Consider the following 14,496-nt stretch of genomic DNA (forward strand, 5'->3'; position numbering starts at 1 on the left):
GTAAAATATAATATCTTTTTGATGTTAACAAATGAAGAGATTCACCGCAATGAAAGTATACTAACAACATTTATCGGCAACTTTTTAATTGCTTATACTGCCCAACAAGAGCTTTCACAATATCTGTAAAAACTTGCTCTCTTGAAATATATCCTCCTGTTAAAATGCCAATAGCTCCTTCATTTTGTCTAACGTTCTCTTTTTTGGCATATTCATCAATGATTTCGCCAAGCTCTCGACCACTTTTTAAAGGGGCAACAAATTCCTCTGGAAGCGGAATACGCAATCCTCCCGCTACAATAGGCTCACAGTCTGAAGCAAGAAGTGCTCCCCAGTTGCATAAAAGCAACCCTCTATCCGTCTCAACAACGCCCCCTTCTAACCCTATTCCGATGGCGACATTTGCTTCAATCTTCGCGTTTCGGGCTCTGTTAATAGCTCCTTCAACGGTTTCCTCATCTGAAAATGGTTGAGCGGAGACTTCGCTTGATACGGATAAAGCTTTAATTTCTGTTGTCGTAAAGACAGCTTGTACAGCTCTTACTTTTGCAGGATTTGTCGTACCGAGCGCAATCATATTCTCTTCTCCTTTCATAAAAAAGTTCGGTAGCGTAGCATACGCTTGACCGAACCTTTGTCTATTAACCTTGTTCTAAAATCGTGTTTAACGTTGTTTGATCTGAAGATTTTACAAGCTTGATAAGCAGTTCTTTTGCTGCCGCATAGTCATCAATATGAACCATTGATGCACTTGTATGAACATAGCGTGAACAGATTCCAATTACTGTTGAAGGAACACCCTTATTTGATAAATGAACACGTCCAGCATCTGTCCCACCTTGTGATACAAAATATTGATATGGAATATTGTTTGTTTCTGCTGTATCAAGCACGAATTCTCTTACTCCTCGATGTGTGACCATCGTCCGGTCTAGAATACGGAGGAGCACTCCTTTTCCAAGTTGTCCGAACGCATTCTTGTCTCCAGAGGTATCATTTGCAGGACTTGCATCAAGAGCATAAAAGAGATCTGGATTAATCATATTTGCTGCAGATTGAGCTCCTCTTAAGCCAACTTCTTCCTGCACTGTTGCACCTGAATAAAGCGTATTTGGGAGCTTTTCGTCTTTAAGCTCTTTTAATAACTCAATTGCTAAGCCACAGCCATATCTATTGTCCCATGCTTTAGCTAAGATCTTTTTTTCATTTTTCATCGGTGTGAATGGACAGATAGGTACAATCTGATCTCCTTGCTTAATACCCATTTCTTTTACTTCTTCTTTGCTATCTGCTCCAACATCAATAAGCATATTTTTAATGGCCATTGGGCGGTTGCGCTGACTCTCATCGAGAAGATGTGGCGGAATAGACGCAATAACGCCTACTACAGGCCCATTTTTTGTTATAACTTCTACGCGTTGGGCAAGCAGTACTTGACTCCACCAGCCCCCAAGAGGTTGAAAGCGAAGCATCCCTTTATCTGTTACAGATGTAACCATAAACCCTACTTCATCCATGTGACCTGCAACCATTACTTTTGGACCGTTGCCATTTCGAACTCCAAATGTACTGCCAAGACGATCTTGAATAATTTCATCAGAATATTTTGTAAGCTCTTCTTTCATAAATGCGCGAACAGCATGTTCATTGCCTGACGCTCCAGGTAATTCTGTTAATGTTTTAAATAATGCTAAAGTTTCTTGATTCATCATCATGCCCCTTTAGATATGTATAGTTATTTCTTTATTTTATCGAAAACAATCATGAATTGCTACTGCAGAACGAATTCGCCCCTTTTTACTTAACAAACCACCTTTTGTTCTGTATACTTTCTTATAATGAAAGCTGTTACAGAAATGGAGTGGAAGAAATGAATTGGAAAAGCTTAGCTATTGGACTTGCTGCAGGTGCAGCTGGAACTTATCTCCTTCAAAGAACGTGTGAACAAAAGATGGATGCTGAAAAAGCTCTTGAAACTGTAAAACGCGTTTTCAAACAAAATGGAACAGTTAGCGGTTCTTGGATTGAAACAACTAAAAAAACGTTTCACAAAGATGAGTTATTTTTTGAAGGATATCAAGGCGGTATTACAAGAAGTAAAAATGGGCTACAAGAACACTATGAGTTTTTTGTTGATAGTGTGACAGGCTCACTTATCGAATTCAAGAAAATTGGCTAGTCTCTTTGGATTTTTACTGAATCAACAATCACACCTTTATCGTTCCATTTTAAGGCACGATAATAATAGTCATGATAAAAAGTTAGCCAAGCCTTTTCATCAATGGCTTTTTTTAACCAACGCTCTTTTTGTAAAACAGATGTGACCGGATAATCATCATAGGCCATAACCCACAGTGGATTTTGATGGGCATGTGTACCAAGCAAATCACCAAGATGATAAGCAGCATGCCCATCACTTTCTAGTCGGATAATGGCATGACCGCCGCTATGCCCTCCTGTTTTAATCATTTCTATTTCGCTTATTACACTTACTGACTCTTCAAAAGGAACGACTTGCTTGCTTATTGCTTCCCAGTTTTGTTTCCAATATGTGTTTCGTGAGCGAAGGTTCGGACTTCTCATTTCATCCCATTCGGTTTTAGTGACGAAGATTTCAGCATTTTGAAATGTGGATACAAACTCCCCCTCTTTTACACTTGTTAAACCACAAGCATGGTCAAAATGAAGATGCGTCATTAAAACAGCATTAATACTTTCTGGACACACCCCTAACTCTTTAAGGGCAGGAATAAGGTTCGATTCTCTTGTTACGCCGAAATTACGCTTTTGCTTTTCTGTTAGTTTAGCAACCCCAAGCCCTGTATCAATAAGAAAGTTTTTGTTTTCTTTTTGAATTAAAATAGGATCTGTACGAAGCGGAATTTGATTTTTTTCATTTTCTTCATACTTTTTTGACCATAAAGCCTTAGGAACTACACCAAACATTGCCCCACCGTCAAGATGATTGTCTCCTCCATCTAGCCAAGTAAGCTTTAGCTCCCCTAATGATAACGTTTCCAAAAAATAACCTCCCTTTGCTTTTTCTTTATTGTATCACGCTCCATTTTTTTCGCATACAAAAAATGCGCCGTCTTTGTACGGCGCATAAGTCTTATTTGAACTGCACTTCGCAGCGATAAATACGATTTCCTTTTTCAGAAAATTTCTCTTCATATTCTGTCATAATATTATTTTCATCCTCTAGCTTATGAAGATCAAGACTAACAAACGTCAGAAGCATACCATAAGCTGAAAAGCTTTGAAGTGAATACTCAAACAATCCTTGATTATCCGTTTTAAAATGAATTTCTCCATTTTTAACAAGCACTTCTTCATATTGCTCTAGGAATGTTTTGTATGTGAGACGTCTTTTTTCATGTCGAGGCTTTGGCCATGGATCAGAAAAGTTCAAATACACACGGTCAATCTCACCTTGAGCAAAATAGTCTGTTAAATTTTCCGCGTTAACATCAAGAAGCTTCAAATTTGGTAAATCTTCCTCAATGAGCTTTTCAAGAGCGCTCACAATAACACTTTGATATGCTTCAATCCCAATATAGTTAATATGAGGATTTTGTTTCGCCATTCCGATTAAGAACTGACCTTTCCCAGTTCCAACTTCAATATGGATTGGGTTATCATTTTGAAATACACCCTTCCAATCCCCCTTACGTTTCTCTGGAGTCGGAATAATGTATTGTGGGTGGGCATCAATATAATCTTTTGCCCATGGCTTGTTTCGCAAACGCATGTTACACACCTCATCTATTTATGTTTTTCACTTCTTTCCTAATTGAGAGGAAAGGCTGTCTAGTTCAGTTAAATTTTTAGTTGTTAATATATCGCATAAATGTGTTGATAAAGATAAAACTAAAGGCACTACGTAAAGAAAAGGTGATACTTATGCCATTAAATTATCAAAATCAGCTTAGTGTATTAAAAGATATTCTTTCAGAACATCAAAGTGACTGCTGTGGAACTGTTTCGGAATGTGAGCAAATGGAGCGTCTCGCTAAATCGATGCTAGCAAATGCGCAGACGAAGGAGGAAGTTAAAAAAACTTTAGAAAACATTTATTACTATTCACAGACTGGGAAAGGAAGCAGCGAGCTTAATCAATATATCCAAACAAATCAAGCTAATTTAACTCAATGGATGGACGAACTCCACACTTTATCATGAAACAAGCTCGCTGAGGTGATGATGTAATCTATTCATTTCTCGTTCATCTTGACAGTCTTTATGTGACTGCATAAGAGAGATCATTTGGCTGATGGCATACCACTTCATTCGGTGTTCTAAGTCATCAGTCATTTCTGCTCCATATTCTTCGAGCCATTCTCCCCACTCTGATTTCGGAATATAGAGGTAAAAAAGCAATCCTAAATCAATAGCAGGATCTGCAATCATTGCTTCGTCCCAATCAATCAGGTACATCTGTCCATTTTCTCCTAACAGCCAGTTGTTATGATGAACATCACAATGACAAACTCCGTAACGAATCGTATGAATGTTTGGTAATTCACGCTGTAGATACCGAATACCTTCTTGAACTGCTGGAATTGCTAGTAGTTCATGATCGATATGTTGATATAAACTTTGTAAAAGTTCATCTGGACGCAACGGCGTTTTACCTAATCTTTTTAACATATCTAACAGTTCTTGAGAATAGTGGATTTTACTGAGCAGTTTTGCTACTTTTGTTGAAACCATATCACTTGGTTTTAGTTCTCGGCCATTCAACCAATGTTGCGCAGTAATAACATCTCCATTTTCCATTCTTCTTGTCCATACAAGTTTTGGAACAATTCCTTCTGCTGAAAGCATAGCTAAAAAAGGCGATGAATTTCGCTTTAAAAAAAGTTCCCGATCCTGAAACTTCGCAAAATAAGCATCTCCTGTTGAGCCGCCTGCTGGCGTTATCTTCCATTCACTTCCTAATATATGTTCCAACCAGTTCACCTTCAATTTCAACACACACATTTCATTTAGAAGTTTAGAAATAAAAAAGACAGCTACCTGAGGATACACAGACAAGTAGCCATCCTTTTTTGATTTTATCCTCAAATATCTTTTTTCGTCAAGTAAAACTGACAGATAAACAAGAATAGTTGCAGAAGTTTTCTCTTATTTAATGTTTCCACACGTAAATTAGGCTTTATCGTATCTCTATTAATGTAACCTGAACAAATATGAATTAAACGTAGCTTACAATAACGATTTACTCTTCTTCTTTGGTGACAAATGTATTTTGAGTACTTGTTAGAAGGGCTTTGGCTGCCTTTAGCTGCCCATGCTTCAAAGGAGTTGTTAGCGTTCTAAGTTGATCAAACCATTCTCCATAATTTCTCCGATCAACAAGCATCGTATCATGAGGAACAATAGGACAGTCAAAATATCCTTTTCGATTTAATACAACTTTACGTACAGGAAAATCACAGTTTGCTCGCTCATAAAGTTTTTGAACAATAAGACCTGTTCTATTTAAACTAATAAAAGGATTTACAATTTTCTTTTCATCTTCTCCGTCTAAGTATTTCCAAAATCGTCCTTGGTTATATTGAAAAATCCCATTTTCCTTTCCTTCAACAATAGAAATACAAATTGTTTCAAGTGGACTAATTAAAATAAGGTCTGTTTCAATTGGTGCTTTTTTGAGCTTAAAAACAGGATTATATAAGAGTAAATAATTATCAGGAAAGCGTTGCAAAAAGTATTTCAAATATTCGTTATAATATAAAGAATGGGGTATTGCTTGAGATGTTAAAACAGTGGATGCCCACTGCGTTTGGAGTTGAAAAAGATTGTCTAAAAATAAAATTTTTAAATCCTCGATTGTTTTTGGTTCTGTTGTGAAATGACGAAGTGACTTTTCAAACAGTTTCTCCTCTGTCATTACAGGCTCTTGTTGTTCTTTCTCTATTACTTCTTCATTTCTTCGTTGAAATAATGTTTTTATGTTATTAAAAAAAGAACTCTTTTCTTTTGCTTGGACCTCTGTTTCTTCTGTAATCTCTTCCTCAGCAATTAAAGATTCTCCTTTATCAAATGCTGATTTTATGAACTCCCAGTTTCTTTTCTTCAATTGTATATATTGGCTAGGATATTGATAAATATCTTGTTCATATCGTGATATATAGTCTTGTAGTTTAATTAACTGTGCCATTTTGTTCTCGTCTCCCGAGCTGTTATATTTGGACATTCTTTTGCCATAATCATGTTAAATTACCCATTTTTATCATTTTACAAGTACTTTTATTTTAATATTAAATACAGAGACGGAACAACATTTATTTCGTTATGCTAAGCATTCAAAACGAAGGAAATGGCTGCTGGACAAAGGAGAACAGTAACAACAGCACTTAACGTCATTGCAACAGAACTTATAGCTCCTTCCTCTTCTCCAAGTTCCAAAGCTTTTGCTGTTCCAATTCCATGGGCTCCTGTACCAAATGCAGCTCCTACTCCAACAAAATGATTCACATGACAATATTTTAACAATATGTTTCCAAACACAGCTCCTGATATTCCTGCAATCATTACATAAACAGCTGCAAGCGATGGAGAACCCTTTGTAATCATTGCAACGTCCATAGCAACAGGAGATGTAACAGACTTCGGAGCTAATGCTTTAATGAATGTTGAGTCAATATGTAATAAAACACTTAAATATATGCCACTAAATATTCCTACAAGCGCCCCTCCCACAACACCTAAAGAAAGAGAAAAACCGTATTTCTTTAAAATATGCTTATTTCTAAATAATGGGTATGCTAGAGCAACAACGGCAGGACCTAACAGCTCTCCAATCCACTTCCCACCAACCATATACTGTTTGTAATCTATATGACAAAACAAGAGCAGAACGACAAGGATTAGCGTCGTAGTTGCTGTTGGAACAAGGAGTGGAAATCGATATTGCTCATAAACACGTTTCATAAGTATATAAATTAATATTGTTGCTAAAATGACAATAATCGCCAATAGTACATTCATCTTGATACCTCTCTTTCCCCTTTTCTTGTTACTTTTTCTTGCTTTCTAGCAAAATATTGAGTTAACAATCCTGCTGTCATCATAACGAGAAATGTACTTATAATAACGATAAAAATTGTAAGAATACCTTTTGAAGCAAAGAACGATAAATAATCAATAATCCCAACGGTTGCCGGAACAAATAAAAGGGAAAGATAAGAAAGCAGCCAATTTGCTCCTTCACTTACCCATTTTGCTTGTATTAATTTGAACTGTAACAACAAAAACAATATGAGCATCCCTACAATACTTCCAGGAACAGGAAGATGGAAAAATGAAGCTACAAATGTACCGCATTTATACAAGAAGTAAAGGAACAAAATTTGAAGAGCTATCAAACTAAAACGTTTCATAGCTCTTCTCCCCTATTTAAGGAAAAGTTTTGAACTATTTCATATTTAGGGGTTCTAGATGGATTAATTTTAACAAGCTGATATTCTGCCACATCCCATGATAAACTTTGGAGATCATTATTTTTTATAAATCTTTCTTTGATACCTTTATCTCCTTCATTAAATCGTTTAGCTAATGTAATATGAGGACGGTACGGTCTTGATTCAAGTTTTTTTCCGCTTTTTTCACAACTAGTGCGAACAACTTGTTCAAGCTGAAACAGATTTTCCTCATGATGAACACCAAGCCAAAACACGCGAGGTTTTGATGCTGATCCAAAAACACCTGTTTCAAATGTTACTAATTTAAAGGAGGAAACATTTTTACTGTTTTCTTCAAGCTGTTTAATTAATAACGCTAGGGTTTCATTACTTGTTTCTCCTAAAAAAGCAAGGGTAATATGGTAATCTTCTTTATGAACAAACTTTTTAAACGGAAGCTCTTTTTTATGCTTTTGCACCCATGCATGAACTTGTTCGTTAATCCCTTTAGGAAGTTTAATTCCAATAAAATAGTGAGAAGATGACATTCCGCTTTTCTCCTTTATAATGAATTAGTTTTTTTTACTTTACCGCAATTTATGAAAAGACTACAAGGTGGCTTTTCGTAAGAAATTAAAGATATGTTATAGTAATATTATATTTAATACTCTTATTTACATACAAAGTGATTGAGGTGACAGTAGTGAAAGTAGCCAACAACATGGGAGAATTAATTGGAGAAACTCCCCTTGTGAAGTTAAACCGCTTACAGCCAGCAAATGGAGCGTCTGTTTATCTAAAATTAGAATTTATGAATCCAAGTAAAAGCGTAAAAGATCGAGCCGCTTATAATATGATTATTGAAGCAGAGAAAGCCGGATTGTTAACTGCTGATTCTGTTATTATTGAACCTACAAGTGGAAACACGGGGATTGGTTTAGCGATGAATGCTTCTGTAAGAGGCTATCGTTCTATTCTTGTGATGCCAGATACAATGAGCCAAGAGCGAATTAACTTATTAAAAGCATATGGTGCAGACGTTGTACTTACGCCTGGTGAAGAAAAAATGCAAGGATCTATTCGAAAAGCAGAGGAGCTTGCTAAAACTATTCCGAACTCTTTTATCCCAATGCAATTTAAAAACCAAGCAAACCCAGATGCCCATCGGAATACAACAGCACCTGAAATTATCAATGCGCTTGATTCTATTGGAAAAAAACTTACTGCCTTTGTTGCAACAGCGGGAACAGGTGGGACGATTACTGGTACAGGCGAAACATTGAAAAAACATGATCCAAATATTACAGTTCATGTTGTAGAACCAGCTGGTTCCCCTGTTCTATCAGGAGGTAAACCAGGACGTCACAAGCTCGTTGGTACAAGCCCTGGTTTTATTCCTGAAACGCTTCACCAAGATGTTTATGATGAAATTTTTAAAATTAAAGATGAACAAGCATATGAGATGGTACGTAACCTTGCTTCTCAAGAAGGAATCCTTGTTGGTCCATCTTCTGGGGGAGCATGCTTTGCAGCAATTGAAGTTGCTAAACGTTTATCTCCTCAGGAAGTTGTTGTCTGTATTGCTTGTGATACAGGAGAACGTTATTTATCAACAGACTTATTTGATTTTGAAAATGAATAAATAAAAAAGATAGAAGAGCCTTCTTCTATCTTTTTTATTTTGTTATATTTTTTTACTTTGCTAATTCATATAGTGCTTGAGCATAAATGGCTGTTGCTTTTAGTAAATCTTCTATATCCATATATTCATCTTTTTTATGTGCAACATCTTCTCGTCCTTGAAATAAAGGCCCGAATGCAACACCAGCTTTCAGTGCCCGCGCATATGTACCTCCTCCAATAGCTAAGAGCGTTGCCTCTTCTCCTGTGCGTTCTTCGTAAACGCGTTGCAGTGTTTGAATAAGTTGATGATCTTTTTCAACATGATGTGGAGGTGAATCATCAATATTTTCAATTAAAAATGTTTTTTGATCAATTCCTTCAATAATGGCGCTTGATTGTTGTGTAACAGGATAACGAATGTTGAGGCCGAATTTTCCTCCTTCATCTTCCTTATAGCGAATAAGACCAACATTTATGGTTAACGCCCCGCTTACTTCATCTTTATATGAGATTCCTAGCTTTTCTCCATAATAGTCCCCACAGAACATCTGTGCTCCATACTGAACAAATTCATTTGCTTTCTCATCTAATGCAAGAGTTGAAAGAAATTCGCACATTTTAATTCCTGCGTTAATCCCTTGTTCAGGCATGCTCCCATGTGCTGAAACCCCTTCAATTGTCAAAAGCACTTCTTCTCCCTTTATCGTTACATGACCACTTAAATTTTCGCTCTCTAAAAAGGCATGAAAAGATTCTTCTTCAAAGTCCTCTAGAGCTAATAATGCTTCCGCATAATCAGGAACCATATTATAACGATGTCCTGATGTCAGAGACTTTAGCACTTTGTTTCCCTTTTCATCTTTTTTCTGGATAAGATCAAAATCCATAATGCCCTTCTCAGCATGGATAATAGGGAAATCAGCATCTGGAGCGAATCCAATCCCTGGCATCTCTTCATGAGCAAAATAGTGATCAACACAGCGCCAGTTACTTTCTTCATCAGTTCCAATAATCATTCGAATTCGCTTTGACAAAGGTATCTCAAGCTCTTTTAAAATTTTGATTGCGTAGTAGGCTGCCATTGTGGGACCCTTATCATCAATTGCTCCTCTCGCATAAATTCGACCATCTTTCACAACGGCTCCAAACGGTGGAACAGACCATCCATCTCCCTCAGGAACTACATCAATATGACAAAGAACACCAATTAATTCTTCTCCTGAACCGTGCTCAATATGACCTGCATATCCATCAACGTTCTTTGTAACAAAGCCATCTTTTTTTCCAATTTCTAATAAAAAGTGAAGAGCTTCTGCTATTCCTTCTCCAAAAGGAGCTTTCTCTGTTCCTTCTTCTAATACACTTTTTATTTTTAATAGCTCTCTTGTATCTTCAATAAGTTCATTTTTTCTATTCTCTACTTCTTGAACCCAATCAATATTTTTCATTTTTTTCAGTCCTTTCCTATGTAAATCTTCCCTTTCATTATACCTTTTTATAAAAAAGAAATTAAAATAAAGCGTTTTAGAAGATTCTACTCATATATTTCAGAAAATTTATTATAATTAAAAATAAGAAGTAAAAATGGAGGTGACTTCCTTCAATATTACATAATTGTTACGCATTTTTGTAAATGTTGTGTTAATTTATGCCTTTTGCTTTTCAAACGTTTGTGTGTTTGTGTACAATAGAAGTGTAGTGGCATTATCCAATCAGCAAAGCGTACCATGTTAAAATCTGATAAGGAAGTGGTTGTTTGAAACCTGCAACGAATCGAATGCTAACTCGCATCAAATCAGTTTACATGTTCATTAGTCAAAAAGGTACAGTAACGACTCAGGAGCTAGTAGACGAATTTGGGATTACTCCACGGACTGTCCAGCGAGATTTGAATGTATTGGCATATAATGATTTAGTTCGCAGTCCTGGTAGAGGAAAATGGACGGCTACAGAAAAGAAAGTACGAGCATCATCTTAACTACGAAAATAAAAAATAACGAAGAAGCATGATATTGAAAAAAACAGCATACGTTTTTTTCTGCTTGTAGACCACTGCCTTCTGGATAAAGAATGGCACTACAAGCTTTTTTTATGTGCCCTTTCAGATAAAAATCCTTTTTTACTTCCACTCGATGTTTAATCCTACCCCAACTTCTTTAATAATCCCTGTTCTAGCAAGCGCTATTTTAGATTGAAGATCTGTACAATGACATGGATATAATGACTGAAGCTCTAACTTTTCTAGATAACTCATGGTTTTCTCAATTCTGTTTTTAGATGGATTTAGAAGATGAAACCCTCCGATCACGCTTATAACTCGTTCTTCTTCACACACCATTTTTGCTTGTTCAATAATATTGCAAATTCCAGAATGAGCACAACCAACAATTACAACAAGGCCCCCTTTTGCTTTATACACAAGGGCTGTGTCATCTACTACATAATCATCTTCATATTGCTCCTCAACAATTACACTCCCAATTGGTTCATCTTCTTCGAAGTCAAACTTTCTTTCGATTTCTCCTAAGAACACAAGCTTCTCTGTTAACCAAAAAGGCTCTCTTGATAGATGCACAGGAAAATGATAGTTCAACTTTTCCTCCGATAAGAGACTGCCTATTTCACCTTCTGAAGGAAAGAGCTTGCTATTAAAAACTAGAGGGTGTCCAATAACAGTCGGAATTGTATAATCTATTTTTTCTCCTTTTGCCTCCATAAACACCCTCACAAGATCTGTTAATCCCCACGTATGGTCAATATGACCGTGTGATAATGCAACATAGTGTAACTTTCTAAGGTTAATTCTCATTTTTTCAGCATTATGAATAAATGCACGTGAATAACCTGTATCAAATAATATTCTTTTTTCTCTATCTTCTATAAAAAAAGATAGGGCAGGTTCTCCTATAAAATAACGATCAATGTATGTATTATTATCAACTAATACCGTTAAGTTCATTACTTCTCATCCTTTTTTTACTTTATTATACAAAAAAAGAGGAGTACAAAGAACTCCTCTTCCTTTATAATTTCAACCTTTGTAGTCTTAGGGCATTAATTACAACAGATACAGAGCTAAACGCCATTGCAGCTCCTGCTATCCATGGAGCTAGTAACCCAGCTGCTGCAATTGGAATTCCTAACATGTTGTATCCAAACGCCCAGAATAAGTTTTGTTTAATATTTTTAACTGTTTTGTCACTAATAAATAAAGCGTCTCCTATGCTATTTAAATCCCCTCGCATAAGAGTAATATCTGCTGCCTCTAGAGCAACATCTGTCCCTGTTCCAATCGCCATCCCGACATCAGCAAGAGCAAGAGCAGGAGCATCATTGATTCCATCTCCTACCATAGCTACAAAATGTCCTTTTTCTTTCAGCTTTTGTACTTCTTTGGCTTTTTCTTCTGGAAGTACTCCTGCAATAACGTGTTGAATTCCAACTTGCGCTGCAATTGCTTTAGCCGTTCTTTCATTGTCACCTGTTATCATAAAAATGTGTAACCCTTGATCTATAAGACGCTGTACGGCTTCTTTTGATGTCTCTTTTACTGTATCTGCCACAGCAATAATGCCTTCATATACTCCGTCAATCGCTACAAGCATCGCTGTTTTTCCTTCTTGCTCAAGCTTTGTCATATGCTCTTCAGCTGCTTCAATATGAATATCATCTTGAAGCATAAGCTTACGGGTACCAACAAGTACTTTTCTTCCTTCTACAGTTGCGGTAATACCAAACCCTGAGAAAGATTCAAATTGGGAAACAGAGCAGAACTCAATTTTTCTTCTTTCTGCTTCCTCTACGATAGCACCTGCAAGCGGATGTTCAGATTGTTTTTCAGCTGATCCTGCTATCTTTAAAAGTTCTGCAACGCTTACTCTTCCACGTACTAAAATATCCGTTACTTTCGGTGTTCCATTTGTAATTGTACCTGTTTTATCAAGAATGACCGTATCAATTTTATGTGCTGTTTCTAAATATTCGCCACCCTTAAACAAAATACCGTATTCTGCTGCACGTCCAGATCCTGCCATAATTGAAGTTGGCGTTGCTAATCCAAGAGCACAAGGACAAGCAATCACAAGAACAGCAATCAGCGCTTCTAAGGACGATGCAAACTGGCCTGGTTCAACCCAGATATACCAAATTAAAAAGGTTACGAGTGCAATACCAACAACAATAGGGACAAAAACACCTGAAATTTTATCAGCTAAGCGCTGAATAGGAGCTTTTGAGCCTTGAGCTTCTTCAACAACTTGGATAATTTGAGCTAGTGCTGTTTCTTTTCCAACTCTAGTTGCTTCTACTTTTAAAAAACCATTTTTATTAATTGTAGCTCCAATTACTTTGTCGCCAACTTTTTTATCAACTGGGACGCTTTCCCCTGTAAGCATTCCTTCATCTATGCTTGACTCTCCATCAATAACCTCCCCATCAACAGGAATTTTCTCTCCTGGTTTAATATATAAGATATCCCCTTTTCTTACGTCATCAATGGATACTTCTATTTCTTCACCACCGCGAAAAATAGTGGCTGTCTTTGCTTTAAGACTCATCATTTTCTTAATTGCTTCTGAGGAACGTCCTTTTGCTTTTGCCTCAAAAAGTTTGCCTAGTAAAATGAGCGTAAGCAAAACCGCACTTGTTTCATAATAAAGTTCGATGTGATGACTTCCTGATGAACGGAGAGTCATATATAAAGAATAAAAATAAGCAGCACTTGTTCCTAAAGCAACAAGCACATCCATATTCGCACTCTTATTTTTCAATGCTTTAAAAGCGCCAATATAGAACTGCCCGCCAATAATAAATTGCACAGGTGTTGCTAATGCAAATTGAAACCATGGATTCATAAATAAATCTGGCATAGGAAGAAAAGAAGTAAAAGAAAAATGGCCGACCATCGTCCATAAAAGTGGCAAACTTAATATAAGCGAACCCCAAAACTTCAACTGCTGTCTTTTTAAAACTTTTTCACGATAATCAACATTTTCTGTTTCTTCTTTGACTTTAGCATCATACCCAAGTTTTCTTACTTTTCCAGTCATATCTGATGGTGATAGAATATTTTTGTTATAAACGACTGTTGCCATTTCAAGTGCAAAATTTACAGTAGCTTCTTCTACTCCTTCTAGTTTGTTTAACCCTTTTTCAATCCGGTTTGCGCATGCTGCGCATGTCATTCCCATTAGTATAAGCTCTGTTTTTTCTTTTACAACCTCATAACCAAGCTTATTCACTTTTTCTTCAATTTGATTTTCGTTTATTTCATCTTTATTATACTTTACTGTACACGACTCTAACGCAAAGTTTACATTTGCTTCCTCTACCCCTTCTAACTTTTTTAATCCTCTCTCAATCCGATTTGCACATGCTGCACATGTCATCCCACTAATAGATAAGGAAACTTCTTTATAAGTTGTCATATTGCCCTCCCTCACATACCTGCGCAGAGTATATATTT

16 protein-coding genes are annotated in these 14,496 nt (G+C 36.5%); 4 read left to right on the forward strand and 12 right to left on the reverse strand.

What is annotated here, in order from left to right; translation table 11 throughout:
• Positions 1 to 70: 70 nt before the first annotated feature.
• Together MOC86_RS20465 and MOC86_RS20470 are read right to left on the reverse strand one after the other, a co-directional pair.
• The gene (locus tag MOC86_RS20465; protein WP_268585844.1) at positions 71 to 577 is read right to left on the reverse strand and encodes a DUF84 family protein; all 507 of its coding nucleotides are present in this window, start codon (positions 575 to 577) and stop codon (positions 71 to 73) included.
• A 64-nt stretch (positions 578 to 641) separates the two neighbouring features.
• A complete protein-coding gene (locus MOC86_RS20470; RefSeq protein WP_268585845.1) occupies positions 642 to 1,709 on the reverse strand; it encodes a M42 family metallopeptidase in 1,068 nt (355 codons plus the stop codon).
• A gap of 161 nt (positions 1,710 to 1,870) precedes the next feature.
• Between MOC86_RS20470 and MOC86_RS20475 the strand changes: the two genes are divergently transcribed.
• Positions 1,871 to 2,179 (forward strand): hypothetical protein, encoded by a 309-nt coding sequence (locus MOC86_RS20475; protein WP_019391156.1) that lies wholly within the window; start codon positions 1,871 to 1,873, stop codon positions 2,177 to 2,179.
• Here the strand turns inward: MOC86_RS20475 and MOC86_RS20480 are convergent.
• Positions 2,176 to 3,021 carry a YtnP family quorum-quenching lactonase gene (locus MOC86_RS20480; RefSeq protein WP_268585847.1) on the reverse strand — a complete coding sequence of 282 codons (846 nt, stop codon included), beginning with the start codon at positions 3,019 to 3,021 and terminating at the stop codon, positions 2,176 to 2,178. The two genes, MOC86_RS20475 and MOC86_RS20480, sit on opposite strands and share 4 nt — an antisense overlap.
• Before the next feature lie 91 nt (positions 3,022 to 3,112).
• On the reverse strand, positions 3,113 to 3,751 hold the full coding sequence (gene trmB, locus MOC86_RS20485; protein WP_268585848.1) for a tRNA (guanosine(46)-N7)-methyltransferase TrmB: 639 nt from the start codon (positions 3,749 to 3,751) through the stop codon (positions 3,113 to 3,115).
• A gap of 152 nt (positions 3,752 to 3,903) precedes the next feature.
• Between trmB and MOC86_RS20490 the strand changes: the two genes are divergently transcribed.
• Complete coding sequence (locus MOC86_RS20490) at positions 3,904 to 4,182, forward strand: YtzH-like family protein (RefSeq protein ID WP_019391153.1); 279 nt, start codon at positions 3,904 to 3,906, stop codon at positions 4,180 to 4,182.
• On the opposite strand, the gene MOC86_RS20495 is transcribed toward MOC86_RS20490, so the two are convergent.
• The 5 genes from MOC86_RS20495 to thpR all read right to left on the reverse strand — a co-directional run bounded on the left by MOC86_RS20495 (position 4,177) and on the right by thpR (position 7,957).
• Positions 4,177 to 4,953 carry a phosphotransferase family protein gene (locus MOC86_RS20495; RefSeq protein WP_026009468.1) on the reverse strand — a complete coding sequence of 259 codons (777 nt, stop codon included), beginning with the start codon at positions 4,951 to 4,953 and terminating at the stop codon, positions 4,177 to 4,179. The two genes, MOC86_RS20490 and MOC86_RS20495, sit on opposite strands and share 6 nt — an antisense overlap.
• Before the next feature lie 268 nt (positions 4,954 to 5,221).
• Positions 5,222 to 6,166 carry a nuclease-related domain-containing protein gene (locus MOC86_RS20500; protein ID WP_268585850.1) on the reverse strand — a complete coding sequence of 315 codons (945 nt, stop codon included), beginning with the start codon at positions 6,164 to 6,166 and terminating at the stop codon, positions 5,222 to 5,224.
• 137 nt (positions 6,167 to 6,303) lie between these two features.
• Positions 6,304 to 6,996: an LrgB family protein gene (locus tag MOC86_RS20505; protein ID WP_268585851.1), complete on the reverse strand. Its 693-nt coding sequence runs from the start codon at positions 6,994 to 6,996 to the stop codon at positions 6,304 to 6,306.
• Positions 6,993 to 7,388, reverse strand: a complete 396-nt coding sequence (locus MOC86_RS20510; protein WP_268585852.1) for a CidA/LrgA family protein — start codon at positions 7,386 to 7,388, stop codon at positions 6,993 to 6,995. Before MOC86_RS20510 ends, MOC86_RS20505 begins: the two co-directional genes overlap by 4 nt.
• Positions 7,385 to 7,957 (reverse strand): RNA 2',3'-cyclic phosphodiesterase, encoded by a 573-nt coding sequence (gene thpR / locus MOC86_RS20515; RefSeq protein WP_268585853.1) that lies wholly within the window; start codon positions 7,955 to 7,957, stop codon positions 7,385 to 7,387. The genes MOC86_RS20510 and thpR overlap by 4 nt, the downstream gene beginning before the upstream one ends.
• 173 nt (positions 7,958 to 8,130) lie before the next feature.
• Between thpR and cysK the strand changes: the two genes are divergently transcribed.
• Positions 8,131 to 9,051, forward strand: a complete 921-nt coding sequence (cysK, locus tag MOC86_RS20520) for a cysteine synthase A (RefSeq protein ID WP_419146666.1) — start codon at positions 8,131 to 8,133, stop codon at positions 9,049 to 9,051.
• 52 nt (positions 9,052 to 9,103) lie between these two features.
• On the opposite strand, the gene pepV is transcribed toward cysK, so the two are convergent.
• Positions 9,104 to 10,480, reverse strand: coding sequence for a dipeptidase PepV (gene pepV / locus MOC86_RS20525; RefSeq protein WP_268585855.1), 1,377 nt, complete (start codon positions 10,478 to 10,480; stop codon positions 9,104 to 9,106).
• Between the two features lie 308 nt (positions 10,481 to 10,788).
• Here pepV and MOC86_RS20530 point away from each other — a divergent pair, with 308 nt between their 5' ends.
• Entirely contained in the window at positions 10,789 to 11,010 is a 222-nt protein-coding gene (locus MOC86_RS20530; RefSeq protein ID WP_019391145.1) for a DeoR family transcriptional regulator, read from the forward strand.
• A 141-nt stretch (positions 11,011 to 11,151) separates the two neighbouring features.
• On the opposite strand, the gene MOC86_RS20535 is transcribed toward MOC86_RS20530, so the two are convergent.
• Both MOC86_RS20535 and MOC86_RS20540 read right to left on the reverse strand, forming a co-directional pair.
• Complete coding sequence (locus tag MOC86_RS20535; RefSeq protein ID WP_268585856.1) at positions 11,152 to 11,991, reverse strand: MBL fold metallo-hydrolase; 840 nt, start codon at positions 11,989 to 11,991, stop codon at positions 11,152 to 11,154.
• A gap of 64 nt (positions 11,992 to 12,055) precedes the next feature.
• Positions 12,056 to 14,458: a heavy metal translocating P-type ATPase gene (locus MOC86_RS20540; RefSeq protein ID WP_268585857.1), complete on the reverse strand. Its 2,403-nt coding sequence runs from the start codon at positions 14,456 to 14,458 to the stop codon at positions 12,056 to 12,058.
• Between the last annotated feature and the right edge of the window lie 38 nt (positions 14,459 to 14,496).

Source organism: Priestia endophytica (assembly GCF_026790145.1).
Taxonomy (GTDB): domain Bacteria; phylum Bacillota; class Bacilli; order Bacillales; family Bacillaceae_H; genus Bacillus_I; species Bacillus_I endophytica_A.